The following is an 18,986-nucleotide window of genomic DNA, read 5'->3' on the forward strand; positions in this document are numbered from 1 at the left end:
TCTAAGGCAAGGTAACTAGTTCGCCCCAATATGCCCGGTTCGCCGTTGACCCTCCGTGTGGGTCGCCTCTGATCGTGGGGCGATCGTATTCGGCGGGACCCGGTTCACACGCTCGCGGCGCGCTGCAACCAGTCGAGGTCGATGTCGGTGAGGGACTCGACCACGATGCGGCCCGGTGCCGGCTCGACCGGCGCCATGTGCGGGACCGCCACGGTCACGCAGCCGGCCGCCTGCGCCGATGCGATCCCCGCAGGGGAGTCCTCGATGGCCGCGCAGCGGGCGGGGTCGACCCCGAGCAGCCGCGCCGCCTTCAGGTACGGCTCCGGGTGCGGCTTGTTGTGCGCCACCTCGTCGCCCGCCACGACGAGGTCGAAGTGGTGGACGCCGAGCCGCGCGATGGCGGTGCCGATGACACCGCGGTGGGTCGAGGTGACCAGCGCCGCGGGGATCTGCGACGCCGCGACCTCGGCGAGCAGCGCCGCCGCCCCGGGGCGGATCTCGGCGCCGCCCGCGAGGCGGCCCTTGAAGGCGGTCTCCAGCATCGCCACGACGGAGTCGAGGGCCCGGTCCGACCCGGTGGTCTCGATCATGTACCGGGCGACGGAGGTGACCGACCCGCCCAGGTTGATCTGCTGATCGGCCTCTGTCCAGTCACCCCCCAGGACGGCGGCGACCTCGCGCTCGGTCTGCATCCACAGCCCCTCGCTTTCGATCAGGGTGCCGTCCATGTCGAACAGCACGGCCTGGAGCGCTGGGCCGCCGGGCAGGTCCGGCAGGGTGGCGGACTGGGGTGACGATCGGGGCATGGCTTCGCGGGCGCGCCCGACTGGGCTCGGGCGCGCCACTCCTCCTCACGGGTATTCCGGGGCCGGCGGCCCCGGTCGGTGGTCAGACGTTGAAGTACGTCGCTTCGGGGTGGTGGATCACGATCGCGTCGGTGGCCTGCTCCGGGACGAGCTGGAACTCCTCCGACAGGCTCACGCCGACCCGCTCGGGCGCCAAGAGCTGCATGATCTTCGCGCGGTCCTCCAGGTCGGGGCAGGCGCCGTAGCCCAGCGAGAAACGGGCGCCGCGGTACCCCAGCTTGAAGAACGCCTCGATGGCCGCCGGATCTTCCCCGGCGAAGCCGAGTTCCGCGCGGATGCGCGTGTGCCAGTACTCCGCGAGCGCCTCGGTGAGCTGCACGCTGAGTCCGTGCAGTTCGAGGTAGTCGCGGTAGGCGTTCTTCTCGAACAGCTCCTGGGTGGCCCCGCTGATGGCGCCGCCGACCGTGACGACCTGGAAGGCCGCGACGTCGAGCTCGCCGGACTCCTTGGGCCGGTAGAAGTCGGCGAGGCAAAGGTGGCGGTCGCGCCGCTGGCGCGGGAACGTGAACCGGGTGCGCTCGGTCGTGCCGTCGTCGTCGAGGACGACGAGGTCGTCGCCCTCGCTGTAGCACGGGTAGTACCCGTAGACCACGGCGGCCTCCAGCAGGCCGTCGGTCTGGATGCGGTCGAGCCACATGCGCATGCGCGGGCGGCCCTCGGTCTCGACCAGCTCCTCGTAGGTCGGCCCGCCGCCCTTGCGCGACCCCTTCAGCCCCCACTGGCCCATGAACGTGGCGCGCTCATCGAGGTAGGAGGCGTAGTCGGCGAGCGGGACGCCCTTGCTGATGCGGTCGCCCCAGAACGGCGGGACCGGCACCGGGTTGGTGGTCGTGACGTCGCTGCGGGCCGGCATCTGGTCGGGCTCGGTGACCTTCAGCTTCGCCGTGGTCGTGACCCGGCGCTTGCGCAGCGCCGGGAGTTCGGCGCCCTCGACCCCGCGCTTGACGGCCATGATGGCGTCCATCAGCTTCAGGCCGTCGAAGGCGTCGCGGGCGTAGCGCACCTCGCCGTCGAACAGCTCGGCGAGGTCCTGCTCCACGAACGAGCGGGTGAGCGCCGCGCCGCCCAGCAGCACCGGGTACTCCTCGGAGATCCCGCGGGAGTTCATCTCCTCCAGGTTCTCGCGCATGATGACCGTCGACTTGACCAGCAGCCCCGACATGCCGATGACGTCGGCGCGGTTGGACTCGGCGGCCTCCAGGATGGCCGAGACCGGCTGCTTGATGCCGATGTTCACGACGTCGTAGCCGTTGTTGGACAGGATGATGTCGACGAGGTTCTTGCCGATGTCGTGCACGTCGCCCTTGACGGTGGCGAGCACGATGCGGCCCTTGCCGTCGTCGTCGCTCTTCTCCATGTGCGGTTCGAGGTGCGCCACCGCCGACTTCATCACCTCGGCGGACTTCAGCACGAACGGGAGCTGCATCTCACCGGCGCCGAACAGCTCGCCGACGACCTTCATGCCGCCGAGGAGGTGGTCGTTGACGATCGCCAGCGCGGGCTTCTCCGCGAGGGCGGTGTCGAGGTCGGCGTCCATGCCCACGAGCTCGCCGTCGATGATGCGCCGCTCCAGGCGCTCCCACAGCGGCAGCGCGGCGAGCTCCTCGGCGCGCGACGCCTTCAACGCCTGGGCGTCGACGCCGTCGAACATCTGGAGGAACCGCTCCAGGGGGTCGTAGCCCTCGCTGCGGTTGTCGTAGACCATGTCGAGGGCGACCTGGCGCTGGTCGTCGGGGATGCGGTTCATCGGCAGGATCTTCGCGGCGTGCACGATGGCCGAGGTCATGCCGGCCTGCACGCACTCGTGCAGGAACACGGAGTTCAGCACGATCCGCGCGGCGGGGTTGAGGCCGAACGACACGTTGGACAGGCCGGAGGTGGTCTGCACGCCCGGGAAGAGCCGGTTGATCTCCTTGATGGCCTCGATGGTCTCCAGGGCGTCGCGCCGGGTCTCCTCCTGCCCGGTGGCGATGGGGAACGTGAGCGGGTCGACGATGATGTCCTCGCGCCGCATGCCCCAGGAGCCCGTGAGCTCCTCGATGGCGCGGGTGGCGACCCGGACCTTCCACTCGGCGGTGCGGGCCTGGCCCTCTTCGTCGATGGTCAGCGCCATCACCGCGGAGCCGTGCTCCTTCACCAGGCGCATGATGCGCTGGAACCGGGAGTCGGGGCCGTCGCCGTCCTCGTAGTTGACGGAGTTGATGACCGCGCGCCCGCCCAGCTGCTCCAGGCCGGCCTCCAGGACGGCCGGCTCGGTGGAGTCGAGCACCAGCGGCAGGGTGGACGCGGTGGCCAGCCGGGACGCGTACTCGCGCATGTCGCGCACGCCGTCGCGGCCGACGTAGTCGATGTTGAGGTCGAGCAGGTGGGCGCCGTCGCGGATCTGGTCGCGGGCGATCTCGATGCCGTCGTCGTAGCGGTCGCCGACCAGGGTCTCGCGGAAGACCTTCGAGCCGTTGGCGTTGGTGCGCTCGCCGATGGCGAGGTAGCTGGTGTCCTGGCGCAGGGGCACGCTGGAGTAGAGCGAGGCGACGGTGCCTTCGCTGATGGGGGTGCGCGGGGCGATCCCGCGGCCGCCGACGCGCTCGACGACCTGGCGCAGGTGCTCGGGGGTGGTGCCGCAGCAGCCGCCGACGAGGCTCAGCCCGAACTCGTTGGTGAACGCGTCGTGGGCGTCGGCGAGCTCGGCCGGCTGCAACGGGTACACGGCGCCGTCGGCGCCGAGTTCGGGCAGGCCGGCGTTTGGCATGCAGGAGACGGGGACCCGGGAGTGGCGGGAGAGGTAGCGCAGGTGCTCGCTCATCTCCGCGGGGCCGGTGGCGCAGTTCAGCCCGATCATGTCGATGCCCAGCGGCTCCAGTGCCGTGAGCGCCGCACCGATCTCGGACCCCATGAGCATGGTGCCGGTGGTCTCGATGGTGACCTGGGCGATGATGACGATGTCGGAGCCCGCGGCGCGGCGCGCCCGCATGGCGCCGATGACGGCGGCCTTGGTCTGGAGGAGGTCCTGGCAGGTCTCGACGAGGACGGCGTCGGCGCCGCCCTCGATCAGGCCCTTGGCGCACTCCTGGTAGTAGTCGCGCAGCAGGGCGTAGGGGGCGTGGCCGAGGGTGGGGAGCTTGGTGCCGGGGCCGACCGAGCCGAGGACGTAGCGGGGCTGGTCGGCGGTGCTGTACTCGTCGGCGACCTCGCGGGCCAGGCGGGCGCCGGACTCGGCGAGTTCGTAGGTGCGGTCGACGATGTCGTACTCGCCGAGGTTGCCGTAGTTGGCGCCGAAGGTGTTGGTCTCTACGCAGTCGACGCCGGAGTCGAAGAAGGCGGCGTGGGTGGCGCGGACCACTTCGGGCCGGGTGACGTTGAGGATCTCGTTGCAGCCTTCATGCCCCTGGAAGTCGTCCAGTCCGAGATCGTGTGCCTGAAGCATGGTGCCCATGGCTCCGTCAGCGACGATCACGCGCTTGAACAGAGCATCACGAAAGGAGAGTGGAGAGCTCATTGGCCTTAACTGTTGGGTCGACGGGATCTTCGAGCCGGATCGCGCGGTTTCTCGGGCGCGCCGCGTTCCATCGCGGGCGGCGCTGCCCGGACCACGGTGTCATACGGTCAATCGCGTCCAACGTTATCTCACCGTGCCGCGGCGGGTCCGACCCGCGTACCTTCCCGTGGTAAAGCGGGGCGGGTCGCGGCGGCGATCCGTGGAACAACCGCGGGCCGGAGCCTGTTCCAGTCACCACTAGGGTCGTGGGCGTGCGCCGGTCGTGTTTAGAAAGTCATTTCGGGCTCGCGGCCACCAGACACCGCCTCGCGGCACCGATGTCACTCGAACAGCCAACCAGGCTGAACTTCGTGAATCGGCTTGCGACGCGGCGCCTGGACGGCCGCTCGCTGACCCGAAAGCACTTTCTAAACACTCCCCGGCCCGCCGCAGCCGGTGCGGCACCCGTCCCGCGGGGCGGTGCGCAAACCGGGTGTCGCCGGGAAGCGCGCCGTGGTAGGGCTGGTATGCGCGCACCCGCGCGGCGTGTACCGGAGTCACGAGTCGAACGAGCCGCAGTCGTCTGCGGCAGTGCCAGAGGAGGCCGCCTGTGCCCGAGCCCGGCAGGGTTCCTGATCTCGTCGATCCCGTCATGGTCGCGGCGTTCGACGGCTGGAACGACGCCGGCGAGGCCGCCAGCGGTGTCGTCGACCACCTGTCCTCGGTGTGGTCGGCCGATCACCTGCTGGCGCTGGAGCCCGACGACTACTACGACTTCCAGGTCTCGCGGCCCCGCGTCGTCATGGCCGACGGCGAGAGCAAGGGGCTGACCTGGCCGGGTACCCGCGTCTCGGTCGCCGCTCCCGCCGAAGGCGGGCACGTCGTCCTGGTGCGCGGCTCCGAGCCCAACATGCGCTGGCGGGGGTTCGCCCGCGACCTGCTGTCGATCGCGCGCGAGCTCGGCGTGCGCCGGGTGGTGCTGCTGGGGGCGCTGCTGGCCGACTCCCCGCACACGCGGCCGATGCCGGTCACCGGTGTTTCGAGCCCGCCGGAGCTGGGCGGCGCGCTGCACCTGGAACCCGCCTCCTACGAGGGGCCCACGGGCATCCTCGGCGTCCTCCAGGACGTGTTCGGCGGCGCCGGGCTGGAGACCGTTTCGCTGTGGGCCGCCGTTCCGCACTACGTCGCCCAGCCGCCGTGCCCCAAGGGCACCCTGGCGCTGCTGCGCCGGGTCGAGGACGTCCTCGACCGGCCGGTCCCCATGGGCGACCTCCCCGAGGCGGCCCGCGCGTGGGAGAACGGTGTCGACGAGTTGGCGGCCGAAGACGAGGACGTCGCCGGCTACGTCCGCAGCCTCGAGGAGGCGAAGGACGCCGCGGAGCTGCCCGAGGCCACCGGCGAGTCGATCGCCCGCGAGTTCGAGCGCTACCTCAAGCGCCGCGGGAGGGGCTGAGCCCCGCACGCACCTGAGGGCTGCCGCGGCGGATGCGCATCCGCCGCGGCAGCCCTCGTCCCATGCTCGGACCTGATTCGGGCCCTTGTGCGGGCCCTTGTTCAGACCTTGATGTCGACCCACTGCCCGGTGCTCAGGACCACGGCCCAGGCACCGGCGACGCGGGCCAGGCCGCGCCGCACCTCGTCGACCACCGCCGGCGCCAATGGCGACAGCGCGTCGGGGTCGGGTGCCAGCCGGACGGTCACCCGCAGCCCGTCGAGGACCCGCTGCCCGCGGGCGAGGACCTCGGCGTCGGCGGGGTCGTCGGGGCCGCCGGGCGCGGCGCCGCTCGTGCGCAGCCGGACCCGGATGGCGTCGCGCAGGGCGATCGCCTCGTCGAAGTCGGCAAGGGTGATGGGGATCGCGCCCTCGGTGACCAGGCGGTGCTCGCGCAGGAACTGCGCGAGGTCGGCCCGGTCGGCGAGCGGTGCGCGGGGTGCGGCGAACGCCTCGATCAGCGCCGCGGCGTTCGCGTTGTCGTTGGGGGTACTCATACGCACCATCCCATCACGGAGCGCCGTGCCCGCAGGGGATTTCGCCGGTTCCGGCCGCGGATCGACCCCGTGCGGCGGGCGCGCGCCCCCGCCCGCCGCCCGACCGCCGCAGGGGCGCACCGTCCGCCTCAGTCCTCTGCCGGGTCAGCCAGGTCGTCGACGAGTTCCCGGGCGAGCGCCACGAGGTCGTCGTCGCCGGTGCCGCGCATGTGGTCGAGCGCCTCGGCCGCTACCTCGCGCGCCTCCTCGGTGCGGTCGAGCCGGGCCAGGGCGCGGGCGCGGTGGTAGGCGATCGTGCCGAGCTGCCAGTGGCGCGCGTCGTCGGGGAGGCTGAGGTCGGGGTCGTCCGCCGCGCGGCGCGACCACGCCAGGGCCCGCGCGGACACCTCCAGCGACTCCTCGGCCCTCCCCGCCCACATGAGTGAGCGGGCGTGCCGCTCGCGCATGCGGGCGGCGTGGAAGGGTTCGTCGATCTCCTCGCAGGTGTCAGCGGCCGCCGCGAAGCGCTCGGCGGCCTCGTCGTCGCGGTCGAGCCGGTCGAGTACCCCCGCCGCCTGCTCCAGGAGGTGGAACCGGGTGGGACCGGCATCGCGCTCGGCGTCGGCGGCGATCAGCTCCTCCCAGCGGGCCAGCGCGCCGTCGAGCTCGCCGATCTCGGTGAGCGCCCGGGCGAGGACGTCGCGGGCGCGGAGCCGGTCGACGCCGTCGGGCTCCTCGGCGTCGAGCGCGGGAACGGCCTCCTCGGCGACCTCGGCGGCCTCCAGGTGGCGGCCCTCCTGGTGGTAGCAGTCGGCGAGCAGGAGGCCTGCGGTCCCCGCCATCAGGGGGTTCTCCAGTGCGGTGAAGGCCGCGACCGCCTCGGCGAGCGGCGCGACGGCGTCGGCGGTGTCGCCGGAGTCCGCCAGCCACCGGCCGAGCAGCATCTGGGACATGGGGCGGCCGATCGGGCCGACGCCCTCGGCGGCGGCGTTCTCGGCCGCCTCGGTGAAGGCGGCGCCGGCCGCGCGCCAGGCGTCCTCCCCCTCCTCCCGGGACAGCAGTTGGCCGTGCAGCGCGCTCATGTCGTGCAGGAGGAGGGCGCGGCCGACCGCGCGGGCGGCCTCGCGCGCCGCACCGGCCGCCTCGGCGGCCTCGGCGAGGGCGCCGTTCTCCAGCAGGGTCAGGGCGAGGTGGGCGTGGAACGGTGCGCCGACCGCGGGGTCGGCGCTGATCGCTGGGACGGCGGCGCGCGCGTCGGTCAGCACGGCGACGGCGGTGTCGAGGTCGCCGGTGTGCCCGTGGGCGCGCGCCAGCGCGCGCACGGCGGCGACGTGCTGGTCGGGCGCTCCGTGCTCGGCGAGGTGCGCCACCGCGGCGGCCGCCAGTGGGACCCCGGACTCGTCGCCGTGCTCGGCGAGGACGGCGCCGAGGGCGGCGCGGACCCCGTGGGCGGCGTTGTCGTCGCCGAGAGCGTCGAACAGCTCGGCCGCGCGCTCCAGCGGGGCGCGCGCGGCGGCGCCCTCGGCGGTGCGGCCTTCGGCGCGGGCGCGGCGCGCGGCGAGCGGGCCGTCGAGGTCGGCGCCCGCCTCGGCGTCGAAGCGGTCGAGGAGCAGCCGCGCGGTCTCCTGGCGGCCCTCGAACCACGCCTGCTCGTGCGCCGCCATGAATTCGGCCGGCGTGCGCCGCCCGGTCACGGCCTGCTGCGGCGGTGCCGGGCGCGGCGCCGCCGGGCGCGGGGCGTGCGCGCTGAGCGGCAGGTGCTCGATGATGGGCTCGGCGCCGATGCGCTCGCGGACCCACTCCCCTTGGGTGCCGGTGCCGTTGCGGAGGTCGAACTGCGCGCCGAGGTCGGTGGCGCGGGCCCGCATGCGCTCGAACAGCTCCTCGGGCGTCGTGGCGGACTCCGCGGTGTCGCCGTGGGCCGGCAGGTGCACGGGCAGGCCGCCGTTGCCGGACTCGACCAGGCGGCGGGCGAGCAGCGCGGCGGTCGCCGCGAACATCATCTCGTCGTCGGGGCTGTTGCCGGGGGCGGTGAGCTCGGGGAGGAACCGTTCGAGCAGCCGCAGCCCGGTCGCCTCGTTGCCGGTCTTGGCGCAGAACGCGATGTCGGCGGTGATGCTCGCGGAGTGCCGCACGGGGTTGCCGCGGTGCGTGCGGTGGGCCCTGCGGTGCGCGTCGCGCGCGGCGTCGAGGCGGCCGATGCGGACGTAGGGGGTCCGCAGCGTTTCGAGGATCCCGTGCGGCTGGCTGGTGCAGTCCAGCTCACCGGCGAGGACCGGCTCGGCCACCTGCACCGCCTCCTCGTAGCGGCCGAGCCCGGACAGGTAGGACGCCTTCTTCGAGGGGTCGCACCCCTCGCAGTCGGAGTTGCCGTCGCGGGGGGTGGTGCACCACAGCTCGTAGTAGTGGGCCGCCGCTTCGGTGTCGCCGATGTGCTGGGCCAGGCGCATGCGCCGGCCGTGGACGGCCTGGAGGCTGTGGCCGCCCTCGCGGTAGCGCCGCTCCATGTCGTCGACCGTCGCCGTGATGCGGTCCAGCGGGATCTGCGGGAACTCCAGCAGGTTGCCGATCATCCACTTGAAATGCCAGCGCAGCCGGCCCGCTGCGGCGGCACCGTAGGTGGCGGGGTCGGCGTCGAACAGGGAGAGGCAGCGGGAGAAGTTGCCGAGGGCCTGCGCGGGCTCGCCGCCGTAGGAGTAGGCGGAGGTGAGGTCCATGCGCAGCCAGAACACCTCCATGGGGGTGGCGCCCTGGGCGGGCGCGAGGCGCAGCGCCTCCTCCCGCAGCATGGTCTTCGCCCTGCCGTAGGGCATGCGGTCGGCCTGGATGTCGAGGTCGCGCCATTCGCGGTCGCTCATGCGTCCCCCTCTGCGGTGTCGGCGCCGTCGTGCACGGCCCAGTCGAGCAGGCCGAGGAAGGAGCGGTTGAGGACGGCGGTGTCGGCGGGCCGCAGCGGGTGGCGGCCGTGCAGCAGCGCCTGGCCGTACAGCGACTGCACGGCGAGCGCGACGAGCCCCGGGTCGGTGAGGGCGCTGATGCGGCGGGTCAGCGGGTTGGTGTGATTGAGCACCAGGCGGGGGCGGTCGGCCGCGAGCACGGGTTCGAGCGCGCCGAGGACGTCGGACCACAGGTCGTCGGCCGCGGCCCGGGACTCGGCGAGGTCGGCGCTGTGGTCGGCGGCACGGCTGGTGAGGTAGAGCGCCGGGAGGGAGGCGGGCGCGAAGGTGCGCAGCACGATGTCGCAGCCGAGGTGCTCGACGGCCTCCTGGGCGGTGCGCTGGAAGCCGCGCAGGGCGAGTTCCGCGTCGGGGTCGAGGGTGCCCATGCGGGTGCTGATGTCGCCGGGGTCGATCCGCCGCAGGTCCATGCCGTCGTCGAGGTCGCGCAGCCGGGTGACGATGGCGTCGTCGTAGACGTAGCCGGCGTTGACCAGCCCGACGCCCTGCGCGGCCGACACCGCGGAGAGGCGGCGGAACTCGTCCACGTCGGTGGTGTAGCGGCCGTCGGGGTGGCGGCGGCCGAACTCGGCGAGGGTCATGGCCCCGGCGCTGGTCTCGAACTCCAGCCAGTCGCGCACCAGGCGCAGCAGGGTGTCGTCGTGGGCAGCGACGGCCTTGACGCCGAGGTGGTGCAGGCGCAGGAACGAGCGGAGCCCGGCGGGGTCGGTCTCGGCCAGGGCGAGGAGCCAGTCGCGCAGCGCGGCGCCGAGCGACTCGCGGACGTGGCCGAGGAGGTCGTCGTCGTAGAGCGCCTCGCGGCTGGCGGTGGGCCGCAGCTCCTCGGCGTCCACGACGCAGCGGACGAAGAACGCCCAGTCGGGCAGCAGGTCGGTGACGTCGTCGGCGAGGAGCATGCGCTTGAGGTAGACCCGGTGGGCCGAGCGCACGGCGGGGTTCGCCGCGGTGGGCAGCACGAACGCGACCCCGCTCAGGCCGGCCTCGGCGACGTCGAGGTCGATCACGTCGAGCGGGGTGAATCCGAACAGTTCGACGCAGTAGGCGTCCAGTGCCGCGCGCCGCCGGGCCGGGGAGTCGAAGCCGCGCCGCCACACGGGGCCGGCGCCGGTGATGGGGGTCGGGCCGACGTGCACCTCGGCGGGGAGCAGGGAGCCGTAGTGGCGGGCCAGGTCGGTGACCGTGCGGACGCCGAACCACTCCTCGGCCCCCTGGCGGGGCCGCAGTGTCACCGTGGTGCCGGGCGCCGCGCGCTCCTCGGCGGCGGCCTCGACCCGGTAGCGGCCGTCGGCGAAGCCGGTCCAGCGGACGGTGCCGCCGCCGCGCGCGGAGCGGGTGACGACCTCGATCTCGTCGGCGACGAGGAAGCCGGAGAGCAGGCCGATGCCGAACTGGCCGAGGAACTCGTGGCGGGCGAAGCCGAGCTGGTCGCGCTTTGCCGAGCGCCCGATGGTGGCGAGCAGGTCGTGGACCTCGTCCTCGGTGAGGCCGACCCCGGTGTCGGACACGCGCAGCACGCCTTCGGCGTTGTGCCCGGGCGCCTCGATCCGGATCTCGGCCGGCGCCGACGGGTCGTCGGCGCGCCGGGCGGTGATGGCGTCGACCCCGTTCTGGAGGAGTTCGCGCAGGTACACCCGGGGGCTCGAATAGAGGTGCCGACTCAGGAGTTCGACGACTCCGCGCAGGTCGACTTGGAACGCACGATCCGCCACGTCACATCCTTTTCCGCCGTTGGGACCCGGGCACCCGATGTGACCGGCCTCGGCAGGACGTACCGTAACGCACACCTTGAACGGGTTCATCCGGTTTCCCGGCGGGGGGGGCACCCGTGGGTGTGACGCGCCCCTGCCCCCCGCTGTTCCCGCCGGGGGCGGGCGCCGCTACAAGCGGACCCCGAGCAGGGTGTCGACGGTGGTGCGCATCAGGTCGGCGGCGCCGGGGTCGGTCCCGCCCGCGGTGAGGGCCTCGCCCACCCAGGCGTCGACGGCGGCGACCGCGGCCGGGGAATCGAGGTCCTCGGCCAGGGCGGCGCGGACCCGCTCCAGCAGCGGGGCGGCGTCGGGGGCCGTGGACAGCGCGGCGGCCGAGCGCCAGCGCGCCAGCCGCTCCTCGGCGCGCGGCAGGTCGGCGGGGGTCCAGTCCCAGGCGGTGCGGTAGTGGTGGCCGAGCAGGGCCAGGCGCACGGCCATGGGGTCGACGCCGCCCGCCAGCAGCTCGGACACGAACACCAGGTTGCCGCGCGACTTCGACATCTTCTCGCCGTCGAGGCCGACCATGGCGACGTGCACGTAGTTGCGGGCGTGCGGGCCGGTGCCCGCGACGCAGCGCGCCTCGGCCGCGCCCATCTCGTGGTGCGGGAACACGAGGTCGTCGCCGCCGCCGTTGAGCTCGTAGCCGACACCGAGTTCGTGCAGCGAGATGGCGCTGCACTCGACGTGCCAGCCGGGGCGGCCGCGGCCCAGCGGGGAGTCCCAGCCGGGTTCGCCGGGGCGCTCGGCGCGCCACAGCAGCCAGTCGAGCGGGTCCTTCTTGCCGGGGCGCTCGGGGTCGCCGCCGCGCTCGGCCGACAGCCGCAGCATCTCCTCGCGGCTCAGGCCGCCGATCTCGCCGAAGTGCGGGGCCGCGGCGACGGAGTAGTAGATGTCGCCGTCGAGGTCGTAGGCCGCGCCGCTCTCGCGGATGCGCTCGACGAAATCGGCGATGAGGCCGATGGACTCGACGACGCCGACGTAGGCGCGCGGCGGGACGACCCGCAGCGCGGCCATGTCGTCGCGGAACACCTGGATCTCGCGCTCGGCCAGCGCCCGCCAGTCCTCGCCGGTCTCGGCGGCCCGCTCCAGCAGGGGGTCGTCGATGTCGGTGGTGTTCTGGACGTAGTCGACGTCGATGCCGGAGTCGCGCCACACCCGGTTGACCAGGTCGAAGGTCAGATAGGTGAACGCGTGCCCGAGGTGGGCGGCGTCGTAGGGGGTGATTCCGCAGACGTACATCCGCGCGGTGGGCGCCGGATCGGTGTCGCGGAGGCTGCCGGTGACGGTGTCGTGGACACGCAGCCGGTGGCCGGTTCCCGGAAGCGGGACGAGATCGGGCGCAGACCAAGAACGCATGGTTCCGAGAGTATCCGCCCAGTTGGGCGGATTCACCTTCGGGTACTGGCCATGGCGCGGCGCGGTGTCGGCGCATGGCGCGGTGGAAGTGGGCGCATGGCGCGGCGCGGCGTCAGCGCATGGAGCGGTGGAAGTGGGCGATGTCGCGGATGCTCATGACGACGGCCACCCCGCACAGCACGGCCAGAGCGACGTTGCCGACGCGCCAGTGCAGGACCGCCGCGCCGAAGGCGACGACGTAGAGCAGCCAGTACGCCGCGATCTCCACGCGCGGGCGGATGGGCCGGCGCGGCGCGGCGGTGTCGCCCGCGACGGGGGGATCGCGCCGCAGTCGTCTGGGCACAGTGCCGCCTCCTCCCTCGCACGCGCGTATATGGGGAGGCCCCGGCGGCCGGTGCGGTGCTCCCGTTTCGACCGGGTTTGGCCCCGGTCCGTCGTGTTCTAGACGTCTCTTTTGCCGCCGCGGTTTACCAGTGGCGCCGCTGACCGGTGTGACCTGCGTGTCATCGCGATGCCGCCGTGGCGGGTCAGGCGACCATCCGCCAGGCGCCGGGGTCGCCGGGGGTGCCGTTGAACGCGTAGCGGACGCCGTCGGCGGAGCCGGCGAGCAGGGTGATCGAGTTGGACGACCACACGCGCCCGTCGCCGAGCTCGACCCGGGTGAGCAGGGCGGCGGGGTCGTCGGGGCGGGACCCGGTGCCCGCGGTGCGCAGGCCGGTGCCCGCAGCCTCGTCGAGCAGCCGCACCCAGTCGCCCCAGATCTCCTCGGGCCGGGTCGCCGCGGCGCGCTCGCGCGCGCCGGGGTCGGGCCGCGCGGCGGCGAACACCGGCCCGTGCCGGAGGGCGCGGGGCTCGGCGGCGTCCAGTCCGCTGTTGACGACGACGCTCAGCCCCACCGGCAGCACCTGCTCGTGGGGGCGGGTGCCGTCCCAGGAGAGGAGCACGGCTCCGGCGGGGTCGGCGGCCAGCAGGTGGAACGGGTCGTAGCAGGTCAGGTCGTCGTGGCCGGCGGCGGCGCCGCGCTTGGGGTCGGTCGCCGCCAGCAGCGGGAGTTCGCCGCGGGACCGCCGCTCGACCCCGGCCGGCACCGTGGTGTCGAACACCGGGCGGCGCGGGCGCGCGGGATCGGGGGCGAGCCGCCCGTTGAGCACCGCCCCGAGCCGCGGCTCCGGCCCGGTGCGCGCGGCCAGCCAGGTACCGCCGGCCCGCACGTCCAGCCCGCCGGTGAGATCGGGGTACCGCCGCCAGTGGCGGTCGGGGCCCTGCCACGGCCGGTCGGACATCTCGTCGCGGATGGCGGCGACCAGCAGCGGGGTCTCCGCCGCCGGGTCGGTGGAGACGATGACGGTGCACACTGCGCGGCTCCCTGGGGCGTTCGCGGATCGGCCGGGCGCGGCGGCGGTCGGCTCCGCCGAAATGAGTAGTGCGGGCGCGCCGATCGGCCGATGCCGTTCGTGCGGCCACTCTGCCAGCATGCCGGAGGCGGCGCCCGGGCGGTCCGGCGACACGGCGGTCCGCGACATGGCGGGCCTGCACGACCGCCCATGGCGGCGGGTTCCCATAAGCTCGATCAGCGATCCGCGGTGCCGTATCCGCCGAGCGCGGCCGCACCCGGCGGCCCGAACCGACGACCACGAGACGGAGACCGGATGGCCCAGCACGGTGGACAGGGCTCCGGCCCTGGGGCGGCCCTCGCCGACGGACTGACCTCAGCCCAGGTGGCCGAGCGGATCGCCGACGGCCGGACCAACGACGTCCCCGTCCGGGCGAGCCGGACCCTCGGCCAGATCATCCGGGCGAACCTGCTGACCCGCATCAACGCGATGGTCGCCGTCCTGTTCGCGATCATCGCGGTCATCGGCCCCGTCCAGGACGGCCTGTTCGCGCTGATCATCGTGTTCAACACCTTGATCGGCATCGTCCAGGAGCTGCGCGCCAAGCGGACCCTGGACCGCCTGGCGATCGTCAACGCCGCGCACCCCCGCGTGGTCCGCGACGGCCGGGTGGCGGACGTCCCGGCGCAGGACCTGGTCCTCGACGACGTGGTCGAACTGGGGCAGGGCGACCAGGCCGCCGTCGACGGCGAGGTGGTCGACGCCGCCGGCCTGGAGATGGACGAGTCGCTGCTGACCGGTGAGGCCGACCCGGTCCTCAAGCGCCCCGGCGACCCCGTGATGTCGGGCAGCTTCGTGGTCGCCGGCAGCGGGCGGTTCCGCGCCACGCGGGTGGGCCGGGCCGCCTACGCCGCGCGGCTCGCCGAGGAGGCGGGGCGCTTCACCCTGGTGCACTCGGAGCTGCGCTCGGGCGTGAACCTGATCCTGAAGTACATCACCTGGCTGCTGTTCCCCGTGGGCGGGCTGCTGATCTTCAGCCAGCTCGTCCTCGGCGGGAACGTCACCATCGACGAGGGCGGCGGAGCGGGGTCGGGGATGGCGGGGCCGCTGCCCGACGCGCTGCGCGGGATGGTGGCGGCCCTGGTGTCCATGGTCCCCGAAGGGCTGGTGCTGCTGATCAGCATCGCGTTCGCCGTGGGCGTGGTGCGGCTGGGGCAGCGGCGGTGCCTCGTCCAGGAGCTGCCCGCGATCGAGGGCCTGGCGCGGGTCGACGTGGTCTGCACCGACAAGACCGGGACCCTCACCGAGAACGGCATGCGGGTCGCCCGGGTGCGCGCGGCGGTGGGCGCCGCCCCCGGCGACCCCGCGCCCGTCCTCGCGGCGCTGGCGGCCTGCGACCCCCGTCCCAACGCGAGCCTCGCCGCGATCGGCGAGGCCTACCCCGAACCCCCCGCCTGGCCGGTCCTCGCGGTGGCGCCGTTCTCCTCGGCGCGCAAGTGGAGCGGGGCGAGCTTCGACACCGCCGCCGACGGCGGCGGGGAGCACCATTACGTCCTCGGCGCCGCCGACGTGCTCACCGACCCGCACGGCCAGGTCGCCGCCGAGGCCGAGCGCATCGGCGCCCAGGGGCTGCGCGTGCTGCTGCTGGGCCGCGCCGGGGAGCGGGTCGACGCCGAGGGCGCGCCGGGCGCCGTCGCCCCCATCGCGCTGGTCGTGCTGGAGCAGCGGGTCCGCGACGACGCCGCCGCCACCCTGCGGTACTTCGAGGAGCAGCGGGTCGAGGTCAAGGTCGTCTCCGGCGACAACGCCACCTCGGTCGGCGCGGTCGCGCGCGACCTGGAGCTGCCCGGCTCCGAGAACCCGGTCGACGCCCGGGCGCTGCCGGCCGACGACGAGGGGTTCGCCGGGGAGGTCGGCGAGCGCAGCGTGTTCGGCCGGGTCTCCCCCGAGCGCAAGCGCGCCATGGTCAAGGGCCTCCAGAGGCGCGGCCACACGGTCGCGATGACCGGCGACGGCGTCAACGACGTGCTCGCGCTGAAGGAGGCCGACATCGGGGTGGCCATGGGCTCGGGCAGCCCCGCCGCGCGCTCGGTCGCCCAGATCGTGCTGCTCGACAACAAGTTCGCCACCCTGCCGTACGTGGTGGCCGAGGGCCGCCGCGTCATCGGCAACATCGAACGGGTCGCGAACCTGTTCCTCACCAAGACCGTGTACTCCATGACGATGGCCACCATCGTCGGCCTGATGGCGGTGGCCTACCCGTTCTTCCCGCGGCACGCCACCCTCATCAACGCGGTGACGTTCGGGATCCCCTCGTTCTTCCTCGCGCTGGCGCCCAACAACGAGCGGGCCGAGCCGGGGTTCGTGGGGCGGACCCTGCGCCTGGCGGTCCCCGCCGGGATCATCAGCGGCGCCGCCGCCATCACCACCTACCTGATCGCGATGGGCGACGCCCCCGGTCCCGCGCTCACCGACCGCACGGCGGTCGTCATCACCCTGTGCGCCACGACCCTGTGGGTGCTGCTCCTGGTCGCCAAGCCGTACGTGTGGTGGAAGGTCGTACTGGTCGCGAGCATGGCGGGGCTGCTCCTCACCGCGATGCTGACCCCCATCGGCAGGGCGTTCTTCGCGCTCGACATCAGCGACCCCGGCAAGATCACCACGGCGCTGGTGGTGGCGGGGGTCGCTGCCACGCTGATCACCATCGTCCGCATCGTCGACGACCGGTTCATCGGCCGGGCGAAGGAGCGCCGGACGCGCGAGGCCGCCGAGGCTGCGACCGCCGGCGCCGGGTGAGGGCCCCGCGCGGGGCGTACTGGGGTACACCGCAGTAGGGCCGTGCGGCCGGCACCATGGCCGCCGGGTCCGCGGATTCCTAGCGTTGGGGCCGACCGCGCGCCGAACGGCGCGCCCGCCGCCTCACGGAACGGACCCGCCGTGCCCGCCCCCTCCCCCTCCCCCTCCCCCGCGCCCGCCGCCCTGGCCGAGGCGCCCGCGCGCCCGGTGCCGCCCCGGCGCCGCTTCCGCTGGCTGTTCGCCGGCCTGCTGCTCACCCTGTTCTCCTGGCACGCGGACTGGGACATCGCGGCGGCCGCGTGGCTCGCCGCCGTCCCGCTGATGCGGTTCACCCGGCTGAGCGGGCCCGTGAACGGGTTCGCGTGGGTGTTCGGCCTGGGGCTGGTCGCCGCTGCCGCGTGGATGGCGCTGTCGGGCCTGCTGGTGCCGGGCTTCTGGCTGCCCCTCGGCATCGTCTCCCTTGCCGCCGTCACCGCCGTCCCGCTGCTCGCCGACCGGCTGCTCGCGCCGCGGCTGGGCGCGGTGGGCACCGTCCTCGCCACCCTGGTCTTCCCCACCGCCAGGGTCGCGTGCGAGTTCCTCATCGGCGAGTTCAGCGGCATCGGCGCGTTCCTCGGCGTCCTGGGCACCACCCAGCACGCGAACCTGCCGCTCATCCAGCTCGCCTCGGTGACGGGGGCCTACGGGGTGAGCTTCCTCGTCGCCTGGTCGGCGCCCGTCACCGTCACGGCGTGGGAGCGCGGTTTCGCGCTGCGCCGGGTGCGCGGCGCCGTCGCGGCGTACACCGCCGTGCTGGGCGCGGTGCTCGCCGGGGGCGGACTGCTGCTGGCGTTCGCCGCGCCCGCGTCGGACACCGTGCGGGTCGTGGGGGTGAGCCCGGCGCGGGCCGCCAAGGAGTCGCTCGCGGACGTCGACCGGCGGGCGCCCGGCTTCGCGGCGTTCCTCGCCGACCGCGACGCCCAGCGCGCGGCGTTCGGCCCCGTCCAGGACGACATCGTGCGGCGCACGGAGGACGCCGCCCGGTCGGGCGCCGACGTGGTGAGCTGGCCGGAGACCGACGTCCCCACGACCGACTGGGGCAAGGACGCCCTCGTGGACCGGGTCGGGGCCGTCGCGAGCGAGCACGGCGTGCACGTCCTGATGGGGCTGCTGGTGTACACCGAGGACCCCGGCCTGGTGCGCAACCAGGCCGTCCTGGTCGGCCCGGACGGCGCGCCGTCGGCGGTCTACGACAAGGCGCACCCCACCCCCATGGAGGCCGTCGCCATGGAGCCCGGCGACGGCGTGCTGCCCGCCCGCGACACCCGCCACGGCCGGATCGGGGTCGCCATCTGCTACGACGCCGACTTCCCCGCGCTGATGCGCCAGGGCGGCCGGGCCGGGGTCGACCTGATGCTGGTCCCGGCGAACGACTGGTCGGGCATCGACCGGATGCACCCGGAGAGGGCGACGCTGCGCGCCGTGGAGAACGGCTACGCGCTGGTCCGCCAGGCCACGAACGGGATCGCCACCGCGGTCGACCACCAGGGGCGGCCGCTGGGCCGGTCCGACCACGACCGGACCGCGCAGCAGACCATGACCGCGGACGTCCCTTCGTCCGGGGTGCCCACTCTCTACAGCAGGATCGGCGACACGTTCGCGTGGCTGTGCGTCGCCGCGACTACGGGTGCCGCGGCCGCGGTGGCCCTCCGGCGGCGGCGCGACCGCGGGCGCGCGGCGGGCACGGGCGCGCCCTACACGGGCGGCCAGGGGACGGCCGGCCAGTCGGGTGACGGGTAGGGGTGCACCCGGTGGTCGCGGAGGAGGTCGACCCGGCGGCGGGCGGCGTAGTGCTCATCGGGGGTGAGGTGCGCCGCGAACGCCTGGGCGACCGCGGAGTCGGTGCGGTCGAGGTCGGCGGCGAGGGAGTCGAGGGCGTCGAGCGCCTCCGCCGTGAGGGGGCGGCCCCGCCACTGCCACAGGACGGTGCGCAGCTTGTAGTCCTCGGCGAAGGACACGCCGTGGTCGCACCCGTACAGGTGGCCGCCGCGCGTGGGCAGCAGGTGCCCGATCTTGCGGTCGGAGTTGTTGATGACCGCGTCGAACACCGCCATGCGGCGGAGCCCCTCGTGCTCGGTGCCGCGCGCCAGCGCGACGAGGTCGACCCCGGGGTCGCCGTCGATCCACAGCTGGCACATGCCCTCGCCGAACGGGCCGTCGCGGTGCACCGTGGGCGGCACGACGCCCCATCCCAGCGCCTCGGACGCGGCGAAGGCCGCGAGCTCGCGCCCCGCCAGCGTGCCGTCGGGGAAGTCCCACAGCGGGCGCTCGCCCGCGACCGGCTTGTACACGCAGGCGGCGCGCAGGGTCCCGGCGGACACGGTGCAGTACAGGGTGGCGTTCGACGCCTCGGCGAGGCGGCCCTCGACGGTCAGTTCGCCGGTGCGCAGCAGGTCGAGCGCCTCGGCCGCGCTCAGCCCCGACAGGCCGTCCAAGGACGCGGTCAT

General features: G+C 74.0%; 12 protein-coding genes. 3 read left to right on the forward strand and 9 right to left on the reverse strand.

Annotated elements, in window-relative coordinates; genetic code table 11:
- Positions 1–104 precede the first annotated feature (104 nt).
- On the reverse strand, positions 105–806 hold the full coding sequence (locus CLV63_RS10840) for an HAD family hydrolase (protein ID WP_106582824.1): 702 nt from the start codon (positions 804–806) through the stop codon (positions 105–107).
- A gap of 82 nt (positions 807–888) precedes the next feature.
- Positions 889–4,362, reverse strand: coding sequence for a methionine synthase (gene metH, locus CLV63_RS10845; RefSeq protein ID WP_106582825.1), 3,474 nt, complete (start codon positions 4,360–4,362; stop codon positions 889–891).
- A 589-nt stretch (positions 4,363–4,951) separates the two neighbouring features.
- Here metH and CLV63_RS10850 point away from each other — a divergent pair.
- Positions 4,952–5,794, forward strand: a complete 843-nt coding sequence (locus CLV63_RS10850; protein WP_106582826.1) for a PAC2 family protein — start codon at positions 4,952–4,954, stop codon at positions 5,792–5,794.
- A gap of 101 nt (positions 5,795–5,895) precedes the next feature.
- Here CLV63_RS10850 and CLV63_RS10855 read toward each other — a convergent pair whose 3' ends face one another.
- The 6 genes from CLV63_RS10855 to CLV63_RS10885 form a co-directional block, all read right to left on the reverse strand.
- The gene (locus tag CLV63_RS10855; RefSeq protein ID WP_106582827.1) at positions 5,896–6,330 is read right to left on the reverse strand and encodes an ABATE domain-containing protein; all 435 of its coding nucleotides are present in this window, start codon (positions 6,328–6,330) and stop codon (positions 5,896–5,898) included.
- 128 nt (positions 6,331–6,458) lie between these two features.
- The gene (locus tag CLV63_RS34035) at positions 6,459–9,167 is read right to left on the reverse strand and encodes a hypothetical protein (protein WP_211301254.1); all 2,709 of its coding nucleotides are present in this window, start codon (positions 9,165–9,167) and stop codon (positions 6,459–6,461) included.
- On the reverse strand, positions 9,164–10,975 hold the full coding sequence (locus CLV63_RS10870) for an HSP90 family protein (protein WP_211301255.1): 1,812 nt from the start codon (positions 10,973–10,975) through the stop codon (positions 9,164–9,166). The genes CLV63_RS34035 and CLV63_RS10870 overlap by 4 nt, the downstream gene beginning before the upstream one ends.
- A 168-nt stretch (positions 10,976–11,143) precedes the next feature.
- Complete coding sequence (gene mshC / locus CLV63_RS10875) at positions 11,144–12,370, reverse strand: cysteine--1-D-myo-inosityl 2-amino-2-deoxy-alpha-D-glucopyranoside ligase (RefSeq protein ID WP_106582829.1); 1,227 nt, start codon at positions 12,368–12,370, stop codon at positions 11,144–11,146.
- A gap of 112 nt (positions 12,371–12,482) precedes the next feature.
- Complete coding sequence (locus tag CLV63_RS10880) at positions 12,483–12,713, reverse strand: hypothetical protein (protein ID WP_170134193.1); 231 nt, start codon at positions 12,711–12,713, stop codon at positions 12,483–12,485.
- 184 nt (positions 12,714–12,897) lie between these two features.
- On the reverse strand, positions 12,898–13,725 hold the full coding sequence (locus CLV63_RS10885) for an NRDE family protein (RefSeq protein WP_106582955.1): 828 nt from the start codon (positions 13,723–13,725) through the stop codon (positions 12,898–12,900).
- A gap of 294 nt (positions 13,726–14,019) precedes the next feature.
- On the opposite strand from CLV63_RS10885, the gene CLV63_RS10890 reads away from it, so the two are divergent.
- Both CLV63_RS10890 and CLV63_RS10895 read left to right on the forward strand, forming a co-directional pair.
- Complete coding sequence (locus CLV63_RS10890) at positions 14,020–16,500, forward strand: HAD-IC family P-type ATPase (RefSeq protein ID WP_106582831.1); 2,481 nt, start codon at positions 14,020–14,022, stop codon at positions 16,498–16,500.
- A 141-nt stretch (positions 16,501–16,641) separates the two neighbouring features.
- Positions 16,642–18,279, forward strand: coding sequence for an apolipoprotein N-acyltransferase (locus CLV63_RS10895; RefSeq protein ID WP_170134198.1), 1,638 nt, complete (start codon positions 16,642–16,644; stop codon positions 18,277–18,279).
- On the opposite strand, the gene CLV63_RS10900 is transcribed toward CLV63_RS10895, so the two are convergent.
- Positions 18,234–18,986: an SCO1664 family protein gene (locus tag CLV63_RS10900; RefSeq protein ID WP_106582833.1), complete on the reverse strand. Its 753-nt coding sequence runs from the start codon at positions 18,984–18,986 to the stop codon at positions 18,234–18,236. The genes CLV63_RS10895 and CLV63_RS10900 overlap by 46 nt on opposite strands.

The sequence above is a fragment of the Murinocardiopsis flavida genome (assembly GCF_003014485.1).
Classification (GTDB): domain Bacteria; phylum Actinomycetota; class Actinomycetes; order Streptosporangiales; family Streptosporangiaceae; genus Murinocardiopsis; species Murinocardiopsis flavida.

Bases quoted from the DNA above. Each gene is read 5' to 3' on its own strand.
- CLV63_RS10900 (WP_106582833.1), bottom strand. From the start codon at position 18,986: ATGACCGCGTCCTTGGACGGCCTGTCGGGGCTGAGCGCGGCCGAGGCG.
- CLV63_RS10840 (WP_106582824.1), bottom strand. From the start codon at position 806: ATGCCCCGATCGTCACCCCAGTCCGCCACCCTGCCGGACCTGCCCGGC.
- CLV63_RS10890 (WP_106582831.1), top strand. From the start codon at position 14,020: ATGGCCCAGCACGGTGGACAGGGCTCCGGCCCTGGGGCGGCCCTCGCC.
- mshC (WP_106582829.1), bottom strand. From the start codon at position 12,370: ATGCGTTCTTGGTCTGCGCCCGATCTCGTCCCGCTTCCGGGAACCGGC.
- CLV63_RS10855 (WP_106582827.1), bottom strand. From the start codon at position 6,330: ATGAGTACCCCCAACGACAACGCGAACGCCGCGGCGCTGATCGAGGCG.
- metH (WP_106582825.1), bottom strand. From the start codon at position 4,362: ATGAGCTCTCCACTCTCCTTTCGTGATGCTCTGTTCAAGCGCGTGATC.
- CLV63_RS34035 (WP_211301254.1), bottom strand. From the start codon at position 9,167: ATGAGCGACCGCGAATGGCGCGACCTCGACATCCAGGCCGACCGCATG.